Here is a 25,871-nt window from a genome sequence, read left to right on the forward strand (position 1 = left end):
GAACCCGCGCCCACACAATCGCCCGCTCGGCGCGTCGCGGACGCCGCCAGCCGGCCGCCGCCCGCCGCCCGTCGTCCCCGGCTCCGAGGACCGCGGACCACCCCGTTGGCCCTCAGCCCCCAGCCCCCAGCCAACGGGCCCCGGCCCCCGCGTCGGACAGCTCGGACGCCCGGGGAAACGGCGGCCGTCACACCCGTCGCAGCCTGCCGCGCCCCCCGCCCCCGCGCTAGGGTTCCCGTCACAGGCACGTTACTCATCGGTAAGGGGATCGGCATGCGACTCGGCATCAACCTCGGCTACTGGGGTGCCGGAATGGACGCGGACAATCTGGCCGTCGCGCAGGAGGCGGACCGGCTCGGCTACGCCGTGTGCTGGGCGGCCGAGGCGTACGGCTCGGACGCGGCGACCGTGCTCTCCTGGGTCGCCGCGCAGACCGAGCGCATCGACGTCGGCTCGGCCATCTTCCAGATCCCCGCCCGGCAGCCCGCGATGACGGCGATGACGGCCGCCACCCTCGACTCGCTCTCCGGGGGCCGGTTCCGGCTCGGCATCGGCGTCTCGGGCCCGCAGGTCTCCGAGGGGTGGTACGGCGTCAGGTTCGACAAGCCGCTGGCCCGCACCCGCGAATACGTCGAGATCGTCCGCAAGGCCCTGTCCCGCGAGCGCCTGAGCTACGAGGGAGCGCACTGGACGCTGCCGCTGCCCGGCGGCCCCGGCAAGCCGATCAAGCTGACCGTGCACCCGCAGCGCGAGCAGATCCCCCTCTACATCGCCGCCATCGGCCCGAAGAACCTGGAGCAGACGGGCGAGATCGCGGACGGCGCGCTGCTGATCTTCCCCTCCGCCGACCACCTGGAGGAGACGGCGGTCGGGCACCTGCGGGCCGGGCGGGAGAAGGCGGGGCTGACCATGGACGGGTTCGACGTCTGCCCGACCCTGCCGCTGGCCGTCGGCGACGACCAGGACGTCCCCCGCCTCGCCGACGCCTTCCGCCCCTACACCGCGCTGTACGTCGGCGGCATGGGCAGCCGCAAGCAGAACTTCTACAACCAGCTCGCCCAGCGCATGGGCTACGAGAAGGAAGCCGCCGAGATCCAGGACAAGTACCTGGCCGGCGACAAGCAAGGCGCCGCCGACGCCGTGCCGCACCGGCTCATCGACCAGACCACGCTGCTCGGCTCCGTCGAGCGGATCGCCGACCGGATGAAGCAGTACGCCGCGGCCGGGGTCACCACGCTCACCCTCGCTCCGGCCGGCCTCACCCTGGAGGAGCGGCTCGCCTCGCTGCGCGCCGGCACCGAGGCCCTGGAGCGCGCCGGGCTGGCCTGACCCGACACGGAACGCGCCCACGCGCCAGCGCCGTGACCGGAGAGGTTGTGACCGGCTCGCCTTCCCGGCCACGGCATCAAGACACGTGCCAGAGGCCGCATGGGGCGGCGCGTCGCGCCCGTGAGGTTCTCGCGGCCGTGGTGGGGGCTCGGGGGATCTTCCCCGCCACGGCCGTCACGGAGAACAACGCCCGAGGGGGCCGCCCGGTTACGGGCCCCTCCGCCGCCGCACCCTCCTCCGCTACAGCCAGCCCCGCCGTTTGAACAGCCGGTACAGCAGCACCTCCAGCACGGCCATCACCGCGATCACCGTCGGATACGACCACACCCAGTGCAACTCGGGCATGTGCTGGAAGTTCATGCCGTAGATGCCCGCGATCATCGTGGGGATGGCCGCCATGGCCGCCCACGCGGAGATCTTCCGCATGTCGTCGTTCTGCTGCACGCTGGTCTGCGCGAGGTGCGCCGACAGGATGTCCGAGACCAGGCGGTCCAGGCTCTCCACGGACTCGTTGACCCGCGTGAGGTGGTCGCTGACGTCCCGGAAGAAGGGCCGCGCCGCGTCGTCCACGAAGGGCACCGCCGTCGCGAAGGCGCTCTGCCCGGTGCCGCTGAGCCGGGACATCGGCGGCGCCAGCGGGCCCGTCGCCCGCCGGAACTCGGTGATCTGGCGCTTGAAGTTGTAGATCCGCGACGCGGTGTGCCGCGAACCGCCCCGCTCGGGCGAGAACACCTCGCCCTCCAGCTCCTCCAGGTCCGTCTGGAGTTCGACCGCCACGTCCAGATAGTGGTCGACGACCATGTCGGCGATGGCGTACATCACCGCGGTGGGGCCCTTGCGCAGCGTCTCCGGATCCTGCTCCAGGCGGTGCCGCAGGTCGGTCAGCGCGTCGCCCTCGCCGTGCCGCACGGTCACCACGAACGAGTCGCCCAGGAAGATCATCAGCTCGCCGGTGGAGACGGCGTCGCTGCGCGGCTCGTACATCACCGGCTTCAGGACCAGGAACAGCGAGTCGTCGTAGACCTCCAGCTTCGGCCGCTGGTGCGCCTTCAGGGCGTCCTCCACGGCCAGCGGGTGCAGGGCGAACTCCTCGCTGACCCGGTCGAACTCCTTCTCGCTCGGCTCGTGCATGCCCAGCCACACGAAACCCTGGGAGGCGCGCGCCTTGGCCAGGGCGTCGGAGAAGTCCTCCGGGCCCGGCTCGCGCCGCCCGTCGCGATAGATGCCACAGTCCACGATCACAGGTGCTGCCTCTCTCCTTCCGCCCGGCCGACGCCGCGGCCGTGCATACGCCTACCCTGGCCGCATGCCCACGCTGATCCTTGTCAGGCACGGACGCTCCACCGCCAACACCGCGGGACTGCTCGCCGGCTGGACCCCCGGAGTCCGTCTCGACGAACGCGGCGCCGCGCAGGCCGCCGCGCTGCCCGGCCGGCTCGACGGGCTGCCGATCGCCGAGGTCGTCAGCAGCCCGCTCCAGCGTTGCCAGGAGACGGTACAACCCCTCCTCGACGCCCGTCCCGGGCTGGGCGCCCACACCGACGACCGGATCGGGGAGTGCCACTACGGCGACTGGTCCGGCCGCAAGCTCTCCGAACTCACGGACGAGCCGCTGATGGAGGTGGTGCAGGCGCACCCCTCGGCGGCCACGTTCCCCGGCGGCGAGTCGATGCGCGCCATGCAGACCCGCGCCGCCGAGGCGGTCCGCGAGTGGAACGCGCGCGTGGAGCGCGACCACGGCCCGGACGCGGTGTACCTGATGTGCTCCCACGGCGACGTCATCAAGTCCCTGGTGGCCGACGCGCTCGGGCTCCACCTGGACCTCTTCCAGCGGATCTCGGTCGAACCGTGCTCCGTCACCGCGATCCGCTACACCCGGCTGCGGCCCTTCCTCGTGCGCCTGGGCGACACCGGCGACTTCGCCTCGCTGGCGCCGCGCGAGGAGCCGGCGGGCGGCGACGCACCGGTCGGGGGCGACGCGGGCGCACCGTGATCGTCGGCCGCAGTAGGGTGAAGCGGTCGCCGCCGACTCCCGCTCCCGCCGACGTCGCGTCCCGACGTCGTCCCGGTACGCGATCCCGACGCGCGACGGCCGGGTCGCCGGCAGCCGATACCCGATTTCCGATACCCGATTTCCCGATTCCATGGAGATGGAGACAGGACGTGTCCCGTCAGGTGTTCCTCTACGACCCCCCGGACCGCTTCGTGGCCGGCACGGTCGGGCTGCCCGGACGCCGTACGTTCTTCCTCCAGGCCGTCGCCGGCGCCCGGGTGACCAGCGTGGCCCTGGAGAAGACCCAGGTCGCCGCGCTCGCCGAACGCATGGAAGAACTGCTCGACGAGGTCGTGCGGCGCAGCGGGGGCAACGCGTCCGTGCCCGCCGTGGCGCCCACCGAGATCGCCGACACCGGTCCGCTGGACACCCCCATCGAGGAGGAGTTCCGCGTCGGCACCATGGCGCTCGCCTGGGACGGCGACGAGCAGCGCATGATCGTCGAGGCGCAGGCCCTGGTGGAACTCGACGCCGAGTCCGAGGAGGACCTGGCCGAGGCGGAGGAGCTGCTGCTCCAGGACGAGGAGAACGGGCCGCCGATGCTGCGGGTCCGGCTCACCGGCGTCCAGGCGAGAGCCTTCGCCAAACGCGCCCTCGACGTCGTCAGCGCGGGCCGGCCGCCGTGCCCGCTGTGCAGCCTCCCGCTCGACCCGGAAGGACACGTATGCCCGCGTCAGAACGGATACCGGCGAGGGGCATGACGTCCCACCCGGCCGACGCCGACCTGCTGGCCCACGGCGGGCTGACCGTGCGTGGGCGGATCCGCGACGCCTCCAACGCGGCGCTGTTCTGCACCGTCGTCCACGACGGGCGCGAGGCGTCCTGCGTCTACAAGCCGGTCGCCGGGGAGCGCCCGCTGTGGGACTTCCCCGACGGCACGCTCGCCGCGCGCGAAGCAGCCGCCTACGAGGTCTCCGAGGCGACCGGCTGGGGCCTGGTGCCGCCCACCGTCCTGCGCGACGGGCCCCACGGCGAGGGCATGGTGCAGCTCTGGATCGACGCGGCCCCCGAGGCCGAGCTGCTCGCCCTCGTGGACGGCGAGGAACCCGGACCCGGCTGGAAGGCGATCGGCTTCGCGGACGTCGGCGAGGACCGCACCGCGCTGCTCGTGCACGCCGACGACGAGCGGCTGCGGCGGCTGGCCGTGCTCGACGCGGTGATCAACAACGCCGACCGCAAGGGCGGCCACCTGCTGCCCACCGCGGACGGCCGGCTGTACGGCATCGACCACGGCGTCGCCTTCCACACCGACGACAAGCTGCGCACGCTGCTGTGGGGCTGGGCGGGCGAGCCGCTGCCCCAGGAGTGCCTCGGCGTCCTCAAGGGGCTCCAGGACGCCCTGCGCGACGGCGGCGCCCTCGCCGCCCGGCTGGCCGACCTGATCACCCCGGCCGAGCAGCAGGCCCTCCGCGCGCGGGTCGACGGCCTCCTCGCCTCCGGCGTCCACCCGGCGCCGGCCGGCGACTGGCCCGCGATCCCCTGGCCGCCGGTGTAGCCGCTCCCGCACCGGACGCCTCCCACGGCGCCCACCGGCTCACGGCGCCCACCGGCTCACGGCGCCCACCGGCTCGCGGCGCCCACCGGCTCACCGCGCCCACCGGCCCGCGAGGCCGGTCCGGGGCGACCGGGGGCCGATCCGGTTCGTAGAGGGGACCACGGTCCGGTTACGCTCATGACATGCATGCCTGGCCCGCTTCCGAGGTCCCCGCCCTGCCTGGTCAGGGTCGCGACCTGAGGATCCACGACACCGCGACCGGTGGCCTGGTCACCCTCACCCCCGGTCCCGTCGCCCGCCTCTACGTCTGCGGCATCACGCCGTACGACGCGACCCACATAGGTCACGCGGCGACCTACAACGCCTTCGACCTCGTACAGCGCGTCTGGCTCGACACCAAGCGGCAGGTTCACTACGTCCAGAACGTCACGGACGTCGACGACCCCCTCCTGGAGCGCGCGCAGCGCGACGGCGTCGACTGGGCGGGCCTCGCCGAGCAGGAGACCGCCCTCTTCCGCGAGGACATGACCGCCCTGCGGATGCTGCCGCCCCGGCACTACATCGGCGCCGTCGAGGCGATACCCGGCATCGTGCCGCTCGTCGAGCGCCTGCGCGACGCGGGCGCCGCCTACGAACTCGACGGCGACGTCTACTTCTCCGTCGAGGCCGACCCCGACTTCGGCTCGGTCGCGGGCCTGGACGCGGCCGCGATGCGGGCGCTGTCCGCCGAGCGCGGCGGCGACCCGGACCGCCCCGGCAAGAAGAACCCGCTGGACCCGATGCTGTGGATGGCCGCCCGCGACGGCGAGCCGAGCTGGGACGGCGGTTCCCTCGGCCGCGGCCGGCCCGGCTGGCACATCGAGTGCGTGGCCATCGCGCTGGACCACCTCGGCATGGGCTTCGACGTCCAGGGCGGCGGCTCCGACCTGGCCTTCCCGCACCACGAGATGGGCGCCTCGCACGCCCAGGTCCTCACCGGCGAGTTCCCCATGGCCAAGGCGTACGTGCACGCCGGCATGGTCGCGCTGGACGGCGAGAAGATGTCCAAGTCCAAGGGCAACCTGGTGTTCGTCTCCCGGCTGCGGTACGACGGCGTCGATCCCGCCGCCATCCGGCTGGCGCTGCTCGCCCACCACTACCGCTCCGACTGGGAGTGGACCGACCAGGCGCTGCGGGGCGCCGTCGCCCGCCTGGACCGCTGGCGCTCCGCCGTCTCCCGGCCCGACGGACCCGGCGCCGACGCGCTGGTGGAGGAAATCCGCGAGGCCCTGGCCGACGATCTCGACGCCCCGGCCGCCCTGACCGCCGTGGACCGCTGGGCGACGCTCCAGGAGGAGAGCGGCGGCGCGGACACCGGCGCCCCGGGCGTGGTCTCGCGGGCGGTGGACGCCCTGCTCGGCGTCGCTCTCTGAGCGTTCCGGCCCGCCACGCGCGAGGGGCGGTGCGCCACGCGGCGCACCGCCCCTGAGCGCGGACCCGGCTCAGCCCCGTCGGCGCGGACCCGCATCCGTCCTGTCGAGGCGCGCCCGGACCAGCCTTGTCGAGGCGCGCCCGGACGAGTCCTGTCGACGCGCGTCCGGACCAGCCCTGTCGACGCGCGTCCGGACCAGCCTTGTCGAGGCGCGCCCGGATGAGTCCTGTCGAGGCGCGCCCGGACCAGTCCCGTCGGCGCGGACGCGGATCAGTCTTGCGAGCCGTCCCCGTCGTCGGGGTCGGTCTCCGCGTCCCGTCCGGCGCCCGGCCCCTTGTCCGGTCCCTTGTCCGTCCCCGCGTCCCTCTCCGGCCTCGGCGGCTTCGGCGGACGCGTACGGCCGCCCGGGGCGTCGCGCAGGAACGAGCCGCCCTCGCCGCCGTCCGCCGTCGCGTGCCCGCCGGACGACGGGCCGCCGTCCCGGCGCCGCAGATACCGCTCGAACTCACGGGCGATGGCCTCGCCCGACGCCTCCGGCAGCTCGGCGGTGTCCCGGGCCTCCTCCAGCGTCTGGACGTACTCGGCGACCTCGCTGTCCTCGGAGGCGAGCTGGTCCACTCCCACCTGCCAGGCGCGCGCGTCCTCGGCCAGCTCGCCGAGCGGCAGACGCAGGTCGAGCAGGTCTTCCAGGCGGTTGAGCAGGGCCAGCGTCGCCTTGGGGTTGGGCGGCTGCGAGACGTAGTGCGGGACGGCCGCCCACAGGGACACCGCCGGCACTCCGGCGTGCGCGCACGCCTCCTGGAGGACGCCCACGATGCCCGTCGGGCCCTCGTACTTGGTCTCCTCCACGTCCATCCGGCGGGCCAGGTCGGCGTCCGACGTGGTGCCGCTGATCGGGACCGGACGGGTGTGCGGGGTGTCGCCGAGCAGGGCGCCGAGGATGACCACCAGTTCCACGCCCAGCTCGTGCGCGAACCCGAGCAGTTCGTTGCAGAACGAGCGCCAGCGCATGGACGGTTCGATCCCGCGGACCAGCACCAGGTCACGCGGCTTGTCGCCGCCGACCCGGACGACGGACAGTCTGGTCGTCGGCCAGGTGATCTTGCGCACGCCGCCGTCCATGAACACCGTGGGGCGGTTCACCTGGAAGTCGTAGTAGTCCTCGGCGTCCAGCGCCGCGAACACCTCGCCCTTCCACTCCCGCTCCAGATGCGCGACCGCGGTCGAGGCGGCGTCGCCGGCGTCGTTCCAGCCCTCGAACGCGGCCACCATGACCGGGTCGATCAGCTCGGGAACCCCCTCGAGCTCGATCACCCAGTGCCTCCTTCCGACGTGCTCTCGCTTGACCCACCAACCTTACGGCGTGCGGCGGGGGCGCCAGCAGCCCCCTCGCACGGGGGAGTGAACGCATCACTGCCCCGTCCGGACCCCTCGAACACCCAAGATCGAGCGGCCCGGACGGGCACGGCGGCGCACCGGACGGCGGGGGCGGTCTACCGGTCGTCGAGCAGCTTCTGCACGCCCGCGCGGACCTCGTCCGTGGCCAGGCCGCGGATGGTCAGCGTCGTGCGGCGGCGCAGCACGTCGTCCGTCGTCTCGGCCCACTCGTGGTCCCGGGCCCAGACGACCTGCGCCCAGATCTCCGGGGCGTCCGCGTGCACCCGCTCGCCCAGCGCCGGGTTCTCGTTGGCCAGCCGCGCGATGTCGAAGGCGAGCGAACCGTAGTGCGTCGCCAGGTGCCTGGCGGTGTCGGCGGCCATCCGGGGGCCGGGCGCCGGACGGTCCGACAGCAGCCGGTGGGCGACCGCGCGCGGATTGGCGATGCCCGGCAGCGGCAGCCTCTTCGGCAGCGTCGCGATCGGCTCGAAGTCCTCGCCCAACGGCTGTCCGGGCAGCTCCTGGAGCTTGCGCATCACCGTGCGGCCGATGTGCCGGAAGGTGGTCCACTTGCCGCCCGCGACGGACAGCATGCCGCCCCGGCCCTCGGTGACGACCGTCTCCCGCTTCGCCTTGGCGGTGTCGCCGGGACCGCCCGGCAGCACCCGCAGCCCGGCGAACGCATAGGTGATCAGATCCCGGTCGAGCTGCTGGTCGCGCACCGAGAACGCGGCCTCGTCGAGTATCTGCGCCACGTCCTTGTCGTCGACCGCGACCTCGCCCGGATCGCCCTCGTACGGCTCGTCGGTGGTGCCCAGCAGCAGCATGTCCTCCCAGGGGAGGGCGAAGGTGATGCGGTACTTGTCGATCGGGGTGGCCAGCGCGGCCCGCCAGGGCGAGGTGCGCTTGAGCACCAGGTGCGCGCCCTTGGACAGCCGGATGGACGGCGCCGCGTGCGCGTCCTCCATGCGGCGCAGGCGGTCCACCCACGGCCCGGTGGCGTTGAGCACCAGGCGGGCGTCCACGCCGAACTCGTCGCCGGAGAGGCGGTCGCGCACCTCGGCGCCGGTGACCCGGCCCCGGGTGAAGCGCAGCCCGGTGACCTCGGCGTGGTTGAGGACGGCCGCGCCCGCCTCGACGGCCGCGCGGACCGTCATCAGCGCCATCCGCGCGTCGTTCATCTGGTCGTCGCCGTAGACGGCCACCGCCCGGAGGTTCTCGGTGCGCAGCTCGGGCACGTCCTGCGCGGCCTTCGCCGGGCTGAGCAGGTGGCCCACGCCGTCGCCGAACGCGGACAGCGCGGAGTAGGCGAACACGCCCGCCCCGAGCTTCGCCGCGCCGTGCGGCCCGCCCTTGTAGACGGGCAGGTAGAAGGTGAGCGGGTTCGCCAGGTGGGGTGCCACCTGGCGGGAGACCGCACGGCGCTCGAAGTGGTTCTCCGCCACCAGCTTCACCGCGCCGGTCTGCAGATAGCGCAGCCCGCCGTGGAGCAGCTTGGAGGAGGCGGAGGAGGTGGCGCCGGCGAAGTCGCCGGCGTCGACCAGGGCCACCCTGAGTCCGGACTGCGCGGCGTGCCAGGCGGTGGAGATGCCCAGGATGCCGCCGCCGATCACCAGGAGGTCGTACGCCGCCCTGGAGAGCTGCTCCCGGGTCTCGGCGCGGCTCGGGAGCGAGCCGGAGGCCGGGTGCGTGCCCAGGGCGGGCACGGACTGGAGGGTGGACTGACTGGTCATTGCGCTCAACTACTCCTCGTCAGCTCTCGCGGGCCTTCGCCGGCCCGCGACAGCTCTCGTCTTCCGTCAGCTCTCGTCGTCGAGCCAGCCCATGGTCCGCTCGACGGCCTTGAGCCAGCTCTTGTACTCACGGTCGCGGGCGTCCGCGTCCATGCGGGGGGTCCACTCGGCGGCCCGGCGCCAGTTCTGCCGCAGGTCCTCGGTGGAAGCCCAGAAGCCGACGGCGAGACCGGCGGCGTAGGCGGCGCCGAGGCAGGTGGTCTCGGCGACCATCGGGCGCACCACGGGGGCGTCCAGGAAGTCCGAGAGCGTCTGCATCAGCAGGTTGTTGGAGGTCATGCCGCCGTCGACCTTGAGCGCCGTCAGCTCGACGCCGGAGTCCTTGGTCATGGCGTCCGCGATCTCCCGCGTCTGCCAGGCGGTGGCCTCCAGGACGGCGCGCGCGAGGTGCGCCTTGGTCACGTACCGGGTCAGGCCGGCGATCACGCCGCGGGCGTCGGAGCGCCAGTACGGGGCGAACAGGCCGGAGAAGGCCGGCACGAAGTAGGCGCCGCCGTTGTCCTCCACCGACAGGGCCAGCGTCTCGATCTCGGCGGCGGTGGAGATCAGCCCCATCTGGTCGCGCATCCACTGCACCAGGGAGCCGGTGACGGCGATCGAGCCCTCCAGCGCGTAGACCGGCTTGTCGTCGCCGATCTGGTAGCCGACGGTGGTCAGCAGCCCGCTGTAGGAGTTGATGAGCTTGTCGCCGGTGTTCATCACCATGAAGGTGCCGGTGCCGTACGTCGACTTGGTCTCGCCCTCGGCGAAGCAGGTCTGGCCGAACAGGGCCGCCTGCTGGTCGCCGAGCGCGGAGGCGACCGGGATGCCGCCGAGCAGCTCGCCGAGCCGGCCGCCCGTGATCTCGCCGTAGACCTCGGCGGAGGAGCGGATCTCGGGCAGGATCTCCTTCGGGACGCCGATGGACTCGCAGATCCGCTCGTCCCACGCCATGGTGTGCAGGTTCATCAGCATGGTGCGGGAGGCGTTGGTGACGTCGGTGACGTGCCGGCCGCCGTCGACGCCGCCGGTCAGGTTCCAGATGACCCAGGTGTCCATGGTGCCGAAGAGGATGTCGCCCGCCTCGGCGCGCTCGCGCAGGCCCTCGACGTTGTCGAGCAGCCAGCGGGCCTTGGGACCGGCGAAGTACGACGCCAGCGGCAGGCCGGTCTCGCGGCGGAAGCGGTCCTGGCCGACGTTGCGCCCCAGATCCCGGCACAGCGCGTCGGTGCGGGTGTCCTGCCAGACGATGGCGTGGTGCACCGGCTCACCGGTCCTGCGGTCCCACAGCACGGTGGTCTCACGCTGGTTGGTGATGCCGATGGCCTTGATGTCGTCGCGGGTGATGCCGGCCTTGTCGACGGCGCCGGCGACGACCTCCTGGACGTTGGTCCAGATCTCGGCGGCGTCGTGTTCGACCCAGCCCGGCTTGGGGAAGATCTGCTCGTGCTCCTTCTGGTCGACGGAGACGATGCGGCCGTCCCGGTCGAAGACGATGCAGCGCGAGGAGGTGGTGCCCTGGTCGATGGCGGCGATGAACGGCCCCTGGCCGTGCGAGGCGATGGCGTCGGTGCGGGCGTCGTCGGTCACTGTGTGCTCCTGGAGATCCGTGGTGGTTCGGTGCGGGCTGTCAGTACGGCGGGCGTGTCGCGGCGCGCGTCAGGCGAACGCGACGTTGTAGAGGCCCGCTCCGAGCGCGGCGCCGATCAGCGGGCCGACCACCGGTATCCAGGCGTAGCCCCAGTCGGAGCCGCCCTTGTTGGGCAGCGGCAGCAGCGCGTGCACGATGCGCGGGCCCAGGTCACGGGCCGGGTTGATGGCGTAGCCCGTGGGGCCGCCGAGCGACAGGCCGACGGCCGCGACCACGAGCGCGGTGATCAGACCGCCCAGGACGCCCAGGCCGTTGCCCTTGTCGTTCAGGCCCTGTGTGAGGACCGCCAGGATCAGCACCAGGGTGCCGATGATCTCCGTGGCCAGGTTCTGCGCAGCGTTGCGGATCTCCGGACCGGTGGAGAAGATGCCGAGGACGGGCCCGGCGGCCGGCTCCTGCGCCTCGACCGCCTTCTCGGGAGCGGCCTGCGCGCCCGGAGCGCCGAGGACTTCCTCGTCGGTCAGGTGAGCGTGGAACTGGCCGTAGTAGGCGATCCACACCAGGGTCGCGCCGATCATCGCGCCGAGCATCTGGCCCGCGATGTAGGTGGGAACGTTCGTCCAGTCGCCGCTCTTGACGGCGAGGGCCACCGTCACGGCCGGGTTGAGCTGGGCCCCGGAGAGCGGGTTGGACACGTACACGGCCGTCATCACGGCGAAGCCCCACCCGAAGGCGATGGCCAGCCAGCCGGTGTTGCGAGCCTTGGAACCCTTCAGAGTGACGGCGGCGCAGACGCCGCCGCCCAGCAGGATGAGTACGGCGGTCCCGATGGTCTCGCCGATGAAGATGTCGGAGCTGGACACCCGCGACTCCTTTGTCCTCGTCGTCCAGGGGTGGCCCCCGGGTCCCTCCGGGGGTCTGCCGCCCTCGGGGATGAGAGCGATGCCGGCCCTTGGCGTCGTCACACCCTAACTCCTCTTTCCGTAAAGTGTTCGACAATGCCGACCGGTGGACGCGAGTCTCACCTCGCCGTCGTGGGGGCGTCAAGTGTTCTGTCGCCGAAAACGCGATCGTTACTGATCGCCCGCCGCGGCCATCGGCAGCCGGTGCGGGGAACGCCCGGGGGCGGGGCGGGAAGCGTCTGCGGGGTGTGCGGGGAGCGTCTGCGAACAGCGCGAGGGATCCCCCGCCGAAGGGCCCGAGGGGGCCCTCAGAACCGTCCGGCGCCCAGATCCCGGGAGACCGCGCGGGCGCAGTCCCGCACCGCCGCGATCAGCTCATGGCGCAGCTCGCCGTCCCGGCGCACCCGCTCCACGGCGCCCGTGATGCCCACGGCCCCGACCGGCATCCTGCGCCGGTCGTGGATGGGCGCCGCGATGGAGGCCACGCCGTCCCAGGTCTCCTCCACGTCGGCGGCGTACCCCCGCGCGCGCGTGAGGTCGAGGACGTGCTCGAAGTCGTCCGCGGCGCTGACGGTGCGGTCCGTGAAGACCCTGCGCTCGGTCTCCAGCGCCTCGCTGTGCGCGACCGGGTCGTAGGCGGAGAGCACCTTGCCCAGCGCCGTGGAGTGCAGCGGCTGCATGGCGCCGATCTCCAGCACCTGCCGGCTGTCGTCCGGGCGGAAGACGTGGTGCACGATCAGCACGCCCTGCTGGTGCAGCACGCCCAGGTAGACGCTCTCCCCGCTGGAGCGCGCCAGGTCGTCGGCCCACACCAGCGCCCGCGCGCGCAGTTCGTGCACGTCGAGATACGTGGTGCCCAGGCGCAGCAGCTCCGCGCCGAGCTGGTAGCGGCCCGAGGCGTCGTCCTGCTCGACGAAGCCCTCCTGCTGGAGGGTGCGCAGTATGCCGTGCGCGGTTCCCTTGGCGAGGCCGAGCGAGGAGGCGATGTCCGACAGGCCGAGCCGCCGCTCGCCGCCCGCGAGCAGGCGCAGCATCGCGGCCGCCCGTTCGAGCGACTGGATGTTCCGTGCCATCGCCGTGCTGCCTCCGTCCCCTTCGACCGCTGACGGGCCGAACCGGTCACCGCCATTCGGCAATGCCGAACACTACCGGTCTATGGCGACTGTCCGCTAACGGTCGGACGACACCGGTCACCAGCCCGGCCCTCGCCGGCTCGCCCGGGTCCTCGCAGGCGCGCCCGGGTCCTCGCCGTCTCGCACAGGCGCGGCGCTGGCGCGGCGCCTGCCAGGGAGGCCGTGCAGGGGGCCATCCGGTCGGCATCCGGGTCCGCGTCGTGGACGCTCTGACGCTTCCGCGCCCGTCCCGGCTACGCTGGCCGCGTGCGTCCTCCGCGGGACGCCGTCGGCGTGCGCCGCCGACCGGCCTCCGTGGGAGACGCGAAGCCGACAGCCGTCGCACTCTGAGGGAGCCCTTTCATGGCCTCGTCGCCGCCGACCCCTTCTGCCGACAGCCGGACGCGCGCGTCCGCCCTCCGTGAGGCACTGGCCACCCGCGTGGTGGTCGCCGACGGAGCGATGGGCACCATGCTCCAGGCCCAGGAGCCCACTCTGGAGGACTTCCAGCACCTTGAGGGCTGCAACGAGATCCTCAACCTGACCCGGCCGGACATCGTCCGCTCCGTGCACGACGCGTACTTCGACGTCGGCGTCGACTGCGTGGAGACCAACACCTTCGGCGCCAACCTCACCGCCCTGGGCGAGTACGACGTCCCCGAGCGCGTCGCCGAGCTGTCCGAGGCGGGCGCCCGCCTCGGACGCGAGAGCGCCGACGCCTTCACCGCCCGCGACGGCCGCCCCCGCTGGGTCCTCGGCTCGATGGGGCCCGGCACCAAGCTGCCCACCCTCGGCCACACCACCTTCGCCGCGATCCGCGACGCCTACCGGCACAACGCCGAGGGCCTGCTCGCAGGCGGCGCGGACGCGCTGCTGGTGGAGACCACCCAGGACCTGCTCCAGACCAAGGCCGCCGTCATCGCCGCCCGCCGCGCCATGGCCGCCGCCGGATACGACGTGCCGCTGATCGTGTCGGTCACCGTGGAGACGACCGGCACCATGCTGCTGGGCTCGGAGATCGGCGCCGCCCTCACCGCGCTGGAGCCGCTGGGCATCGACATGATCGGGCTGAACTGCGCGACCGGCCCGGCGGAGATGAGCGAGCACCTCCGGCACCTGTCCCGGCACGCGCGCGTGCCGCTGGCCTGCATGCCCAACGCCGGACTGCCCGTGCTCACCAAGGACGGCGCGCACTACCCGCTGACCCCGCCCGAGCTGGCGGACGCCCAGGAGGGCTTCGTCGGCGACTACGGCCTGTCCCTGGTGGGCGGCTGCTGCGGCACCACCCCGGAGCACCTGCGCCAGGTGGTGGAGCGGGTCCGCGCGCTGTCCCCGGCCCCGCGCGACCCCCGCCCCGAGCCGGGCGCCGCGTCGCTGTACCAGGCCGTCCCGTTCCGGCAGGACACCGCGTACCTGGCCATCGGCGAGCGGACGAACGCCAACGGGTCGAAGAAGTTCCGCGAGGCCATGCTGGAGGCCCGCTGGGACGACTGCGTGGAGATGGCCCGGGAACAGATCCGCGAGGGCGCGCACATGCTCGACCTGTGCGTGGACTACGTCGGCCGGGACGGCGTGGCCGACATGGCGGAGCTGGCCGGACGGTTCGCGACCGCGTCCACGCTGCCGATCGTTCTGGACTCCACCGAGGTGCCGGTGGTCCGCGCGGGTCTGGAGAAGCTGGGCGGCCGCGCGGTGATCAACTCGGTGAACTACGAGGACGGCGACGGACCGGAGTCCCGGTTCGCGCAGGTCACCGGCCTGGCGCGGGAGCACGGCGCGGCGCTGATCGCGCTGACCATCGACGAGGAGGGCCAGGCCCGTACCGCGGAGAAGAAGGTCGAGATCGCCGAACGGCTGATCGCGGACCTGACCGGGAACTGGGGGATCGACGAGGCGGACATCCTCGTCGACTGCCTGACGTTCACCATCTGCACCGGCCAGGAGGAGTCCCGCGGCGACGGCATCGCCACCATCGAGGGCATCCGCGAGCTGAAGCGGCGGCATCCGAGGGTGCAGACCACGCTCGGCCTGTCGAACATCTCCTTCGGTCTGAACCCGGCCGCCAGGATCCTGCTGAACAGTGTCTTCCTGGACGAGTGCGTCAAGGCCGGTCTGGACTCCGCGATCGTGCACGCCTCCAAGATCCTGCCGATCGCCCGGTTCGACGAGGAGCAGGTCAGCACCGCCCTGGACCTGATCCACGACCGCCGCCGCGAGGGCTACGACCCGCTCCAGAAGCTCATGCGGCTCTTCGAAGGGGCCACGGCCAAGTCGCTGAAGGCCGGCAAGGCCGAGGAGCTGGCCGCGCTGCCGCTGGAGGAGCGGCTCAAGCGGCGCATCGTCGACGGCGAGCGCAACGGCCTGGAAGCCGACCTCGACGCCGCGCTGGAGGAGCGCCCGGCCCTGGCGATCGTCAACGACACCCTGCTGGACGGCATGAAGGTCGTCGGAGAGCTGTTCGGCTCCGGCCAGATGCAGCTCCCGTTCGTGCTCCAGTCGGCCGAGGTGATGAAGACGGCCGTGGCTCACCTGGAGCCGCACATGGACAAGTCCGACGAGGCCGGCAAGGGCACCATCGTGCTGGCCACGGTCCGCGGCGACGTGCACGACATCGGCAAGAACCTGGTCGACATCATCCTGTCGAACAACGGCTACAACGTGGTCAACCTGGGGATCAAGCAGCCGGTCTCCGCGATCCTGGAGGCCGCCGACGAGCACCGCGCCGACGTGATCGGCATGTCGGGCCTGCTGGTGAAGTCCACGGTGATCATGAAGGAGAACCTGGAGGAGCTGAACGCCCGCGGCCTGGCCGCCGAATACCCGGTCATCCTCGGCGGCGCCGCGCTGACCCGCGCTTATGTCGAGCAGGACCTGCACGAGCTGTACGAGGGCGAGGTCCGCTACGCCCGGGACGCCTTCGAGGGGCTGCGGCTGATGGACGCGCTGGTCGGGGTCAAGCGCGGCGTCCCCGGCGCCACGCTGCCCGAGCTGCGCCAGCGCAGGGTGCGGGCGGACGCCCCGGCCGCGACCGCCGAGCCGCGGCCGGAGGAGGGGCATGTGCGCTCCGACGTGTCCGTCGACAACCCGGTCCCCGAGCCCCCGTTCTGGGGCACCCGCGTCGTCAAGGGCGTCCAGCTCAAGGAGTACGCCTCCTGGCTCGACGAGGGGGCCCTGTTCAAGGGCCAGTGGGGGCTGCGCCAGTCTCGCACCGGCGAGGGGCCGACGTACGAGGAACTGGTCGAGATCGAGGGACGGCCGCGGCTGCGCGGCCTGCTGGACCGGCTGCAGACGGAGAACCTGCTGGAGGCGGCCGTGGTGCACGGCTACTTCCCCTGCGTGTCCAAGGACGACGACCTGATCATCCTGGACGAGCGGGGCAATGAGCGCACCCGGTTCACCTTCCCGCGCCAGCGCCGCGGCCGCCGCCTGTGCCTGGCCGACTTCTTCCGCCCGGAGGAGTCGGGGGAGCGGGACGTGGTCGGCTTCCAGGTCGTCACCGTCGGATCGCGGATCGGCGAGGAGACCGCACGGCTGTTCGCATCCGACTCCTACCGCGACTACCTCGAACTGCACGGCCTGTCCGTCCAGCTCGCCGAGGCCCTCGCCGAGTACTGGCACGCCCGCGTCCGGGCCGAACTCGGCTTCGCGGGCGAGGACCCCGAGGCCGTGGAGGACATGTTCGCCCTGAAGTACCGCGGCGCCCGCTTCTCCCTCGGCTATGGCGCCTGCCCTGACCTGGAGGACCGCGCCAAGATCGCGGACCTGCTCCGGCCGGAGCGCATCGGCGTCCAGCTCTCGGAGGAGTTCCAGCTCCACCCCGAGCAGTCCACCGACGCCATCGTCATCCACCACCCCGAGGCGAAGTACTTCAACGCGCGCTGACCCGCGCCCGCGCCGCGGACGCGGTGTCCGCGAGGCGTTCGCCGCCTCGACGAACTACACTGGTCGGTCCACTGCAGGCCGGTTCCCGGACGGGAACCGGCCTGCTCGTCCCTCAAGGAGGTACGTCCGGATGACCAGTACGGTCCCTGCGCTCGGCACCCGTTCGGCCGAAGGCTCCGCCCTGCAAGCCGTGCTTCTCGACATGGACGGCACCCTGGTGGACACGGAGGGGTTCTGGTGGGACGTCGAAGTGGAGGTGTTCGCCGCCCTCGGGCACACGCTCGAAGAAAGCTGGAAACACGTGGTCGTGGGCGGCCCCATGACCCGCAGCGCCGGCTTCCTCATCGAGGCCACCGGCGCCGCCGTCACCCTCGCCGAGATCACCCTGCTGCTCAACCAGGGCTTCGAGAGCCGCATCGACCGCACCCTGCCGCTGATGCCGGGCGCCGCCCGGCTGCTCTCCGAGCTGTCCGCGCACGAGATCCCCACCGCCCTGGTCTCCGCCTCCCACCGGCGCATCATCGACCGCGTCCTCGCCTCGCTCGGCCCCCAGCACTTCACCTTCTCCGTCGCCGGAGACGAGGTCGCCCGCACCAAGCCGCACCCGGACCCCTACCTCCTGGCCGCCTCCCGGCTCGGCGCCGATCCGGCCCGGTGCGCGGTGATCGAGGACACCGCGACCGGCGTCGCGGCGGCCGAGGCGGCGGGGTGCCGCGTGGTCGCCGTGCCCTCCGTCGCCCCCATCGCCCCGGCGCCCGGACGCACCGTCGTCGCCTCCCTCGAAGAGGTCGATCTGCCCTTCCTGAACGGGCTGGTCGCCTCGCCGAACTGACGGGATCGCGGCAAGGGGCGCTCCACGCCGCACATGTGACGTTCGCCACCGGGCGGGGGGTCGACAGACAGGGTGGAATGTGCGCCCTTTTCCACCCGGGGCAGCGGCAGCGCGTCCTTGTGTCCCGATTGGTGAGAGGGTGCACGAATCATTCCAGTGGCACGTTTTCGGTGCGTCCACACCTGATTCCACTGCGTGATGGGGGCTCAACTCCAGCCGCCGCCAACCCTCCTGCGGGCGCGGACTAGGGTCGTCGCGAGACCATCGCCACCACCCCGTGAACGGCCGCACCACCCCTGCATGCCGAGTACACGGACATGACAGCCCTGGAGAAACTCGAGCATGAACCGTAAGACTCTGGTGCTGCCGGCCCTCGCCGGCCTGCTCGCACCGGTCCTCGCCGCATGCGGCGGATCCGACGGCGGCAGCAAGGGCGGCGGCACCATCGTCGTCGGCACCACGGACCGGTTCACCGTATCCTCGGACGCCCCCGCGCCGCTCGACCCGGCCTACGCCTACGACGTCGAGACCTGGAACGTCCTGCACCAGTCGGTGCAGACCCTGATGTCCCTGCCCAAGGGCGACGGCGAGCCGGTCGCCGACGCGGCCGAGAAGTGCGCCTTCACCGACAGCGGCAACGAGCGCTACGCCTGCACCCTGCGCGACGGCCTGGAGTTCGCCGACGGCGACGCCGTCACCGCCGCCGACGTGAAGTACTCCTTCGACCGGGCTCGCGCCATCAACGCCGACAGCGGCGTCTCCGGCCTGCTGTCCACCATCGACACCGTCGAGACCCAGGGCGACCGCGAGGTCATCTTCCACCTCAACACCGCGGACGCGACCTTCCCGTACAAGCTGACGACGCCCGTCGCGGGCATCGTCAGCCCCAAGTTCTACGCCAAGAAGACGCTGCGCAACGGCTTCTCGGTGGACGGCTCCGGCCCGTACACCATGAAGGCCCGGGTGCGGAACGACGAGATGGTCGACGCCGTCTTCACCAGGAACCCCCACTACAAGGGGACGGCGACGCTCAACAACGACAAGGTGGAGATGCGGTCCTTCGCGGACGCCGACGCGATGGGCGCCGCGCTGAGCAAGGGCGCCATCGACGTCATGACCCGCACCATGTCGCCGGACCAGATCCGCAAGCTCTCCAACGACACCGGCGGCAACGTCGACCTCGTGGAGATGCCCGGTCTGGAAATCCGCTACCTGGCCTTCAACACCGACGCCCCCTCGGTGAAGGACAAGGCCGTCCGCCAGGCCATGGCCCAGGTCGTCAACCGCAGTGACCTCGTCTCCAGGGTGTACGGCACCCAGGCCGAGCCGCTCTACTCGCTGGTCCCGGCCACCGTCACCGGCCACTCCAACTCGTTCTTCAACAAGTACGGCGACCCGAACACGGCCAAGGCCAAGGCGCTGCTCGCCAAGGCCGGCGTCACCGCCCCGGTGAAACTGACGCTGCACTACACCACCGACCACTACGGCTCGGCGAGCAAGAAGGAGTTCGACATCCTTCAGCAGCAGCTCAACTCCAGCGGCCTGTTCGACGTGGACGTCCAGGGCACGCCCTGGGCCAAGTTCCGCCCCGCGGAGAAGAAGGGCCAGTACGAGGTCTACGGCATGGGCTGGTTCCCCGACTTCCCGGACGCCGACAACTTCCTCGCGCCGTTCCTGGACAAGGGCAACTTCCTCAGCTCGCCCTACACCAACAACCAGATCCGGCACTCCCTGATCCCGCAGTCCCGGCGCGAAGCCGACCGCGGCTCCAGCAGCCTGACGACCATCCAGGACATCGTCGCCAACGACGTCCCGGTGCTGCCCCTGTGGCAGGGCAAGCAGTACGTCGCCGCCCGCGACGACATCACGGGCACCGCGTACGCCCTCAACTCCACCTCCAGCCTCCAGTTGTGGGAGCTGGGCCGCGGAGTCAGCGACTGACGCCCGCCCCTTGACGACGAGGCGCCCCTCACCGGTACAGGTGAGGGGCGCCTCGTCGTCAGCGGTCTTCAGGGGGCGGAGCGCTCAGCGCACACGGGGCTCCCGGCACGCCTGGCTCACCGCACGCCGGGCTCACTGCGAGCCAGGCCGCACCAGCCCGCTCTCGTAGGCGTACACCGCCGCCTGCACCCGGTCGCGCAGCCCCAGCTTGGTCAGCACATGCCCGACGTGCGTCTTGACCGTCGTCTCGCTGACGAACAGATCGGCGGCGATCTCCGCGTTGGACAGCCCCCGCGCCACCAGCTTCAGCACCTCCACCTCACGCTCGGTCAGCGTGTGCAGCGTGTCCGGCACCGGCTCGTCTCCGGAGGGCAGATGCGTCGCGTACTTGTCCAGCAGCCGGCGCGTGATGCTCGGCGCCAGCATCGCCTCACCGGCCGCCACCACCCTGATGGCCTGCACCAGCTCGTCGGCCGGGGCGTCCTTCAGCATGAAACCGCTCGCGCCCGCGCGCAGCGCCTCCACCACGTACTCGTCCAGGTCGAAGGTCGTCAGCACCAGCACCTTCGCCGGGCCGTCGCGCTCCGGGCCGGTGATCTGCCGGGTCGCCTCCACGCCGTCCATCCGCGGCATCCGGATGTCCATCAGCACCACGTCGGGCTGGAGAGCGCGCACCCGCTCCAGGGCCTGGAGCCCGTCGCCCGCCTCGCCCACGACCGCGATGTCCTGCTCCGCCTCCAGAATCATCCGGAACCCGGTGCGCAGCAGCGGCTGGTCGTCCACCAGTAGGACGCGGATGGCCACGTGAGTCTCCTTCGCTGGGCCTCGGGCCCCTCGTCTGGATCAAGGCCCGGCCTGATCCAGACGACAGACCCTAGTCCGGGCCCATTGTGCCCTGCGCCGGTGCGCCCTCACGGGTCAGGGGCAGCGGGTAGGGCGGGGGAGTGCCGCCGAACTCCGGGCAGTGGGCCCGGTGGTCGCACCAGCCGCACAGCTTCGTCGGCCGCGGCCGCCAGTCGCCGGTCCGGGTGGCCAGCCCGATCGCCTCCCACAGCGCCAGCAGCTTGCGCTCCACCCGCTCCAGGTCGGCCGGGACCGGGTCGTAGGTCAGCACGTCGCCGCTGCCCAGGTACACCAACTGAAGCCGCCTCGGCACCACGCCCTTCAGCCGCCACACCACCAGGGCGTAGAACTTCATCTGGAACAGCGCGCCCTCGGCGTACTCCGGCCGGGGGGCCTTGCCCGTCTTGTAGTCGACGATGCGCACCTCGCCCGTGGGCGCCACGTCCACCCGGTCGATGATCCCGCGCAGCCGGAGCCCCGAGTCCAGCTCCGCCTCGACGAACAGCTCCCGCTCGGCGGGCTCCAGCCGGGTCGGATCCTCCAGCGTGAACCAGCGCTCCACCAGCCGCTCGGCCTCCGCCAGCCAGCGGGCCAGCCGCTCCGCACCGACGCGCTCGGGGTCGTCGCCCGCGGCCGCGTCGGCGCGCTCGGGACCGCCACCCGCGGCCGCGTCGGCGGCGCGTTCACCACCGGCGGCGGCTGCGCTGTCGCCGTCGGCGGCACTGGCCGCGGTCGCCGCGTCGGCGAACAGCTCCTCCAGCTCCGGGCGGGACGCCCGCAGCCGGTCCCACTGGCCCGGGATCAGCGCCTTCGCCCGGGGCGCGGTCCGCTCCGCCGCGGGAGCGTCGAACAGCCGCTCCAGCACGGCGTGCACCAGGGTCCCCCGGGTGGCGGCCTCACTCGGCTTCTCCGGCAGCCGGTCGATCACCCGGAACCGGTACAGCAACGGGCACTGCATGAAGTCCCCGGCCCGCGAGGGCGAGAGGGAGGCCGGCGCGGCTGCCGCACGCACCCCCGGCCGCGCCTCCCGGCCCGCCCGCTCGCCGCCGCCCCGCTCGGCTCCGCCGGACCCCGTCGCGGCGCCGTCCGCGTACGCACCCACGGCCGCGGGCCGCTGGTCGCCCGGCGTCTGCGCGGGCACGGGCGCGCCCTCCCTGCTGGTCTCCATGCCACAGACCATACGGCCCGCCACCGACAGTGACCCCGGCGCCGTGCCCCCGGCCACGGTTGACTGAGCGCATCGCCGTAGGGCAGAACTCAGGGGTGCCGGGCGGAACCCTCCGCCACGGACGCATACCATCGACCCGAGACGTCCCGGCCGTCCGGCACGGGAGACGCGCTTCGAACGAGGGGACACCGTGGACGTGAGCGGCGGGAGCGGGCAGCCACGGCCCGGCAACGAGCCGACCGACCCGGGCAAGGACCCCTCGGCGCCCACGCCGCCCGACCGGACTCCCGGGCGGTCTGGGGAAGGCGCCTCGAACGAGCACGCCCCGAACGGCGACCGCCCCCTGGACACGGCCCGCGCGGCCTCCGGCGCGGACGAGCACAAGAGCGACGAGCACAAGAGCGACGACGACCGCGAGGGCGAGCAGCCCGGCCGTCCGGACGGCGAACCGTCCGCCGCCCCGGCCGCTCCCGCCGCCCGCCCGCAGCCCCACGCCGGGGAGGAAACCCACCCCGGCCACGAAGCGAACCCGGGCCGCGAAGCCGACCCCGCCCACAACCCCGATCCAGGCCACGGCGCCCGCCCCGCCCCCAGCGCAGCCGCAAGCCACGACACCCACCCCGCCCACGCGCACGCCCACTCCGGCGCGGTCCCCCCGCCCTCGCCCCGTCGTCCTCGGGACCCCGGAGGCGGGCTGCTCATGGGGCGGCCCTTCGGCGTGCCCGTCTACGTCGGCCCGAGCTGGTTCCTCGTCGCCGCCCTGATCACCTGGGTCTTCGGCGGACAGCTCGACCGCGTGCTGCCCCAACTGGGCGCCGCCCGCTACCTCGTCTCCCTGTTCTTCGCCGTCGCCTTCTACGCCTCCGTGCTCGTCCACGAACTCGCCCACACCCTCGCCGCGCTCCGCTTCGAACTCCCCGTCCGCCGCATCCACCTCCAGTTCTTCGGCGGCGTCTCCGAGATCGAGAAGGAAGCCGAGACCCCCGGCCGCGAGTTCGTCCTCGCCTTCGTCGGCCCCCTGCTCTCCCTGGTCCTCGCCGGCGTCTTCTACCTCGCCCTCCTGCCCGTGCAGCGCGGCACCGTCGTCGGCGTCCTGCTGGCCTCCCTGATGATCTCCAACCTGATCGTCGCCGTCTTCAACCTGCTCCCCGGGCTGCCCCTGGACGGCGGCCGGATGCTCCGCGCCGTCGTCTGGAAGCTCACCGGCCGCCCGATGCACGGCACCGTCGCCGCCGCCTGGGTCGGCCGGTTCCTCGCCGTCTCCGTCCTCATCGGGCTCCCGCTGGTCACCCACACCGGTGCGCTCGGCGCCACCGCCGCGGACGGCGGCGGCATGGACACCGTCACCGACGCCCTGCTCGCCGCCATCATCGCCGCGATCATCTGGACCGGCGCCGGCAACAGTCTGCGCATGGCCCGCCTGCGCGAACACCTCCCGGAACTGCGCGCCCGCGCCCTCACCCGGCGCGCGGTCCCCGTCGAGACGGCCACCTCCCTCGCCGAGGCCCTGCGCCGCGCCAACGCCGCGGGCGCCCGCGCCCTCGTCGTCGTCGACGGCCACGGCGCCCCCCTCGCCCTCGTCCGGGAGTCCGCCATCGCCGGCGTCCCCGAGCACCGCCGCCCCTGGGTCAGCGCCAGCGAACTCGCCCAGGACCTCACCGAGGGCATGCGCGTCTCCGCCGAGCTGGCCGGTGAAGACCTCTTGGACGTGCTGAGGGCCACCCCCGCCACCGAGTACCTGGTGGTCGAGGAGACCGGCGAGATCTACGGCGTGCTGTCCGCCGCCGACGTCGAGCGCGCCTTCGTGAAGGCCATGGCCCGCCCCTCGGCTTCCTAGGGCCGTGACCGGGGAGGCCCACCGTCTCGCGGAGACCTTTCCGGCCACGGCACTGACAAGGGCCCGTACACCGTCCCCCAGCCTCGCGGGAGAGCGCCGGGCACAGACAGGAGTGGTCGGCGGCCTCTCCGGGTGCCGGTAGGCTGGTCACATGTCCGAACCGACCGGTGCCGCCCGCCGTCGCGGGCCCTTCAAGGTCGGGGACCAGGTACAGCTCACCGACCCCAAGGGTCGCCACTACACGTTCACGCTCGAAGCCGGGAAGAATTTCCACACCCACAAGGGCTCCTTCCCGCACGACGAACTGATCGGCGCACCCGAGGGCAGCGTTGTCCGCACCACCGGAAACGTCGCCTACCTCGCGCTGCGTCCCCTGCTCCCCGACTACGTCCTGTCCATGCCCCGCGGGGCGGCCGTCGTCTATCCCAAGGACGCGGGGCAGATCCTCGCCTTCGCCGACATCTTCTCCGGCGCCCGCGTCGTGGAGGCCGGCGTCGGCTCCGGGTCGCTCAGCAGCTTCCTGCTGCGCGCCATCGGCGACCAGGGAATGCTGCACAGCTACGAGCGCCGCGCCGACTTCGCCGAGATCGCCCAGGCCAACGTGGAGCGCTACTTCGGCGGCCCCCATCCCGCCTGGCAGCTCACCGTCGGCGACCTCCAGGACAACCTGTCCGACACCGACGTCGACCGGGTCATCCTCGACATGCTCGCCCCCTGGGAGTGCCTGGACGCCGTCTCCAAGGCCCTCGTCCCCGGCGGCATCCTGTGCTGCTACGTGGCCACCACCACCCAGCTCGCGCGGACCGTGGAGTCCATCCGCGAGATCGGCTGCTTCAACGAGCCGACCGCCTGGGAGACCATGATCCGCAACTGGCATATCGAGGGCCTGGCCGTCCGCCCCGACCACCGCATGATCGGCCACACCGGCTTCCTGCTCACCGCCCGTCGCCTCGCGGACGGCGTCGAGCCGCCCATGCGCCGCCGCCGCCCCGCCAAGGGCGCCTACGGCGAGGACTACGAGGGCCCCAACGCGCCCGGCGGCGCCGACCGCTGACCCCCCGGCCTCCCGCCGCCTCAACGCACGGGCGCGGCGGCGCAGTTCCCCACCGGAACCGGGAACTGCGCCGCCGCGCCCTCACGTTGACCTCCGTGTCGCCGGTCCCCGCGGGGGTCGATCCGAATCGGGTTCCCACCCCGCCGTTCCCCCACACTGTGACCTGTGGCACGATGCATGCCATCCCGCCGGCACAGCCCTCACGGAGACCCACCTCGTGCAGCACTCCGCCGTTCCGGAACTGGCCCACACGCACACCAGCCCCCTTCACTGGATGGCGACCGCCACCGCCGTCGCCGGGATGGTCGCGCTCTCCTCGGCGCTCCAGCCCGCCGCCGCCGCCCCGTCCACCGGCGTCCGCGGCGCCTCCGCGGCCGTCGCGGCCCCCAGCGCGGCGGGCGCGGCCTTCCCGATCCGGTGCGCCCCCCGCAAGGCCGTGGTCGTCCACCAGGCCGCCGGCGACCTCGACCACGACGGCCGTCCCGAGACCGTGGCCGTCGTGCACTGCGACACCGCCATGGGCACCCCGCCCGACGGCGTCTACGTCCTCACCCGTTCCGCGAACAGCGCGGCGCCGCGGGTCGTGGCGACCCTCGTCGACCCCCAGGACCGGTACACCGTCACCGACTTCGCGGTGCGCGACGGCGCGGTGACCGCCACCCTGCTCGGCTACTCCTCGCCCGACGTGCCCAATTGCTGCCCCGACCTCAAAGAGGGCGTGAAATGGCAGTGGCGGCACGGGGCGTTCGTCCGCACCGCGCCCGCCGCGTCGCACACCGTCTGACCCGGGCGCCGTCTGACCCGAGCCGACCGGTCACAGCCGCCCGCGGCCGCCGGACCCGGCGGCGGCGTGAGAAATCAGACAAGCGTGACGGTCGGCACGGCGTCCGTCACTCCGCGTCAGGGCCGAACACCTCGACCTTGTCCGAAACGCGGCGCACATGGATGCACTCGCCCGGACACTCCTTCGCCGAGTCGACCACGTCCGTGAGAAGCGGCAGCGGCACGGGCGTTGCCGCCCCGCTCGCCTGGAGCAGCTCGTCGTCCTCGCCCTTGACGTAGGCGAGACCGTCGATGTCCAGCTCGAACACCTCCGGCGCGTACTGCGCGCAGATGCCGTCGCCGGTGCACAGATCCTGATCGATCCAGACCTCCAGAGCCTCGCCGCCGTCTCCGGTCCGCTGCTGCACGTTCATGTCTCCTGCCGTATCACGTCGAGCCGCGCGGGAATCCGGCCAGCTCTGACGGGTGTTGAACATCCCGACCCTACCT

At 72.6% G+C, this 25,871-nt stretch carries 20 protein-coding genes; 11 read left to right on the forward strand and 9 right to left on the reverse strand.

What is annotated here, in order from left to right; genetic code table 11:
* Positions 1–273 precede the first annotated feature (273 nt).
* Positions 274–1,329, forward strand: coding sequence for an LLM class F420-dependent oxidoreductase (locus tag ABZ861_RS08260; RefSeq protein ID WP_361625659.1), 1,056 nt, complete (start codon positions 274–276; stop codon positions 1,327–1,329).
* A 240-nt stretch (positions 1,330–1,569) separates the two neighbouring features.
* Here the strand turns inward: ABZ861_RS08260 and corA are convergent, their stop codons facing one another.
* Positions 1,570–2,571 carry a magnesium/cobalt transporter CorA gene (corA, locus tag ABZ861_RS08265; RefSeq protein WP_361625662.1) on the reverse strand — a complete coding sequence of 334 codons (1,002 nt, stop codon included), beginning with the start codon at positions 2,569–2,571 and terminating at the stop codon, positions 1,570–1,572.
* A gap of 64 nt (positions 2,572–2,635) precedes the next feature.
* Here corA and ABZ861_RS08270 point away from each other — a divergent pair, with 64 nt between their 5' ends.
* The 4 genes from ABZ861_RS08270 to mshC all read left to right on the forward strand — a co-directional run bounded on the left by ABZ861_RS08270 (position 2,636) and on the right by mshC (position 6,289).
* Positions 2,636–3,322, forward strand: coding sequence for a histidine phosphatase family protein (locus tag ABZ861_RS08270; protein ID WP_361625665.1), 687 nt, complete (start codon positions 2,636–2,638; stop codon positions 3,320–3,322).
* A gap of 170 nt (positions 3,323–3,492) precedes the next feature.
* A complete protein-coding gene (locus ABZ861_RS08275) occupies positions 3,493–4,083 on the forward strand; it encodes a DUF3090 domain-containing protein (RefSeq protein ID WP_361625668.1) in 591 nt (196 codons plus the stop codon).
* Entirely contained in the window at positions 4,080–4,877 is a 798-nt protein-coding gene (locus tag ABZ861_RS08280) for an SCO1664 family protein (protein WP_361625671.1), read from the forward strand. The genes ABZ861_RS08275 and ABZ861_RS08280 overlap by 4 nt, the downstream gene beginning before the upstream one ends.
* Before the next feature lie 182 nt (positions 4,878–5,059).
* A complete protein-coding gene (gene mshC, locus ABZ861_RS08285; RefSeq protein WP_361625674.1) occupies positions 5,060–6,289 on the forward strand; it encodes a cysteine--1-D-myo-inosityl 2-amino-2-deoxy-alpha-D-glucopyranoside ligase in 1,230 nt (409 codons plus the stop codon).
* Positions 6,290–6,558: 269 nt separating this feature from the next.
* Here mshC and ABZ861_RS08290 read toward each other — a convergent pair whose 3' ends face one another.
* The 5 genes from ABZ861_RS08290 to ABZ861_RS08310 form a co-directional block, all read right to left on the reverse strand.
* The gene (locus ABZ861_RS08290) at positions 6,559–7,602 is read right to left on the reverse strand and encodes a PAC2 family protein (protein WP_361625677.1); all 1,044 of its coding nucleotides are present in this window, start codon (positions 7,600–7,602) and stop codon (positions 6,559–6,561) included.
* A 179-nt stretch (positions 7,603–7,781) separates the two neighbouring features.
* Positions 7,782–9,398 (reverse strand): glycerol-3-phosphate dehydrogenase/oxidase, encoded by a 1,617-nt coding sequence (locus tag ABZ861_RS08295; protein WP_361625680.1) that lies wholly within the window; start codon positions 9,396–9,398, stop codon positions 7,782–7,784.
* Positions 9,399–9,464: 66 nt separating this feature from the next.
* Positions 9,465–11,000: a glycerol kinase GlpK gene (gene glpK / locus ABZ861_RS08300; protein ID WP_361626214.1), complete on the reverse strand. Its 1,536-nt coding sequence runs from the start codon at positions 10,998–11,000 to the stop codon at positions 9,465–9,467.
* A 96-nt stretch (positions 11,001–11,096) separates the two neighbouring features.
* A complete protein-coding gene (locus ABZ861_RS08305; protein WP_361625683.1) occupies positions 11,097–11,891 on the reverse strand; it encodes an MIP/aquaporin family protein in 795 nt (264 codons plus the stop codon).
* A 347-nt stretch (positions 11,892–12,238) separates the two neighbouring features.
* Positions 12,239–13,003: an IclR family transcriptional regulator gene (locus ABZ861_RS08310; RefSeq protein WP_361625686.1), complete on the reverse strand. Its 765-nt coding sequence runs from the start codon at positions 13,001–13,003 to the stop codon at positions 12,239–12,241.
* A 402-nt stretch (positions 13,004–13,405) separates the two neighbouring features.
* Between ABZ861_RS08310 and metH the strand changes: the two genes are divergently transcribed.
* From metH to ABZ861_RS08325, 3 genes are all read left to right on the forward strand, one after another.
* Positions 13,406–16,924: a methionine synthase gene (metH, locus tag ABZ861_RS08315; RefSeq protein WP_361625689.1), complete on the forward strand. Its 3,519-nt coding sequence runs from the start codon at positions 13,406–13,408 to the stop codon at positions 16,922–16,924.
* A gap of 130 nt (positions 16,925–17,054) precedes the next feature.
* Positions 17,055–17,756: an HAD family phosphatase gene (locus ABZ861_RS08320; RefSeq protein WP_361625692.1), complete on the forward strand. Its 702-nt coding sequence runs from the start codon at positions 17,055–17,057 to the stop codon at positions 17,754–17,756.
* Between the two features lie 342 nt (positions 17,757–18,098).
* A complete protein-coding gene (locus ABZ861_RS08325; protein ID WP_361625695.1) occupies positions 18,099–19,697 on the forward strand; it encodes an ABC transporter substrate-binding protein in 1,599 nt (532 codons plus the stop codon).
* Positions 19,698–19,829: 132 nt separating this feature from the next.
* Here ABZ861_RS08325 and ABZ861_RS08330 read toward each other — a convergent pair whose 3' ends face one another.
* Both ABZ861_RS08330 and ABZ861_RS08335 read right to left on the reverse strand, forming a co-directional pair.
* Positions 19,830–20,501, reverse strand: a complete 672-nt coding sequence (locus tag ABZ861_RS08330) for a response regulator transcription factor (protein ID WP_361625698.1) — start codon at positions 20,499–20,501, stop codon at positions 19,830–19,832.
* A gap of 70 nt (positions 20,502–20,571) precedes the next feature.
* Positions 20,572–21,708: a PD-(D/E)XK nuclease family protein gene (locus ABZ861_RS08335; protein ID WP_361625701.1), complete on the reverse strand. Its 1,137-nt coding sequence runs from the start codon at positions 21,706–21,708 to the stop codon at positions 20,572–20,574.
* Positions 21,709–21,898: 190 nt separating this feature from the next.
* Between ABZ861_RS08335 and ABZ861_RS08340 the strand changes: the two genes are divergently transcribed.
* The 3 genes from ABZ861_RS08340 to ABZ861_RS08350 all read left to right on the forward strand — a co-directional run bounded on the left by ABZ861_RS08340 (position 21,899) and on the right by ABZ861_RS08350 (position 25,383).
* Complete coding sequence (locus tag ABZ861_RS08340; RefSeq protein ID WP_361625704.1) at positions 21,899–23,545, forward strand: site-2 protease family protein; 1,647 nt, start codon at positions 21,899–21,901, stop codon at positions 23,543–23,545.
* Positions 23,546–23,696: 151 nt separating this feature from the next.
* Positions 23,697–24,599, forward strand: coding sequence for a tRNA (adenine-N1)-methyltransferase (locus ABZ861_RS08345; RefSeq protein WP_361625707.1), 903 nt, complete (start codon positions 23,697–23,699; stop codon positions 24,597–24,599).
* Positions 24,600–24,816: 217 nt separating this feature from the next.
* Positions 24,817–25,383: a hypothetical protein gene (locus ABZ861_RS08350; protein ID WP_361625710.1), complete on the forward strand. Its 567-nt coding sequence runs from the start codon at positions 24,817–24,819 to the stop codon at positions 25,381–25,383.
* Between the two features lie 106 nt (positions 25,384–25,489).
* Here ABZ861_RS08350 and ABZ861_RS08355 read toward each other — a convergent pair whose 3' ends face one another.
* Positions 25,490–25,795: a ferredoxin gene (locus ABZ861_RS08355; RefSeq protein ID WP_361625713.1), complete on the reverse strand. Its 306-nt coding sequence runs from the start codon at positions 25,793–25,795 to the stop codon at positions 25,490–25,492.
* Between the last annotated feature and the right edge of the window lie 76 nt (positions 25,796–25,871).

The sequence above is a fragment of the Streptomyces sp. NPDC046985 genome (assembly GCF_040644415.1).
Classification (GTDB): domain Bacteria; phylum Actinomycetota; class Actinomycetes; order Streptomycetales; family Streptomycetaceae; genus Streptomyces.

Bases quoted from the DNA above. Each gene is read 5' to 3' on its own strand.
- ABZ861_RS08260 (WP_361625659.1), top strand. From the start codon at position 274: ATGCGACTCGGCATCAACCTCGGCTACTGGGGTGCCGGAATGGACGCG.
- ABZ861_RS08270 (WP_361625665.1), top strand. From the start codon at position 2,636: ATGCCCACGCTGATCCTTGTCAGGCACGGACGCTCCACCGCCAACACC.
- ABZ861_RS08280 (WP_361625671.1), top strand. From the start codon at position 4,080: ATGACGTCCCACCCGGCCGACGCCGACCTGCTGGCCCACGGCGGGCTG.
- mshC (WP_361625674.1), top strand. From the start codon at position 5,060: ATGCATGCCTGGCCCGCTTCCGAGGTCCCCGCCCTGCCTGGTCAGGGT.
- ABZ861_RS08295 (WP_361625680.1), bottom strand. From the start codon at position 9,398: ATGACCAGTCAGTCCACCCTCCAGTCCGTGCCCGCCCTGGGCACGCAC.
- ABZ861_RS08310 (WP_361625686.1), bottom strand. From the start codon at position 13,003: ATGGCACGGAACATCCAGTCGCTCGAACGGGCGGCCGCGATGCTGCGC.
- metH (WP_361625689.1), top strand. From the start codon at position 13,406: ATGGCCTCGTCGCCGCCGACCCCTTCTGCCGACAGCCGGACGCGCGCG.
- ABZ861_RS08320 (WP_361625692.1), top strand. From the start codon at position 17,055: ATGACCAGTACGGTCCCTGCGCTCGGCACCCGTTCGGCCGAAGGCTCC.
- ABZ861_RS08325 (WP_361625695.1), top strand. From the start codon at position 18,099: ATGAACCGTAAGACTCTGGTGCTGCCGGCCCTCGCCGGCCTGCTCGCA.
- ABZ861_RS08335 (WP_361625701.1), bottom strand. From the start codon at position 21,708: ATGGAGACCAGCAGGGAGGGCGCGCCCGTGCCCGCGCAGACGCCGGGC.
- ABZ861_RS08345 (WP_361625707.1), top strand. From the start codon at position 23,697: ATGTCCGAACCGACCGGTGCCGCCCGCCGTCGCGGGCCCTTCAAGGTC.
- ABZ861_RS08355 (WP_361625713.1), bottom strand. From the start codon at position 25,795: ATGAACGTGCAGCAGCGGACCGGAGACGGCGGCGAGGCTCTGGAGGTC.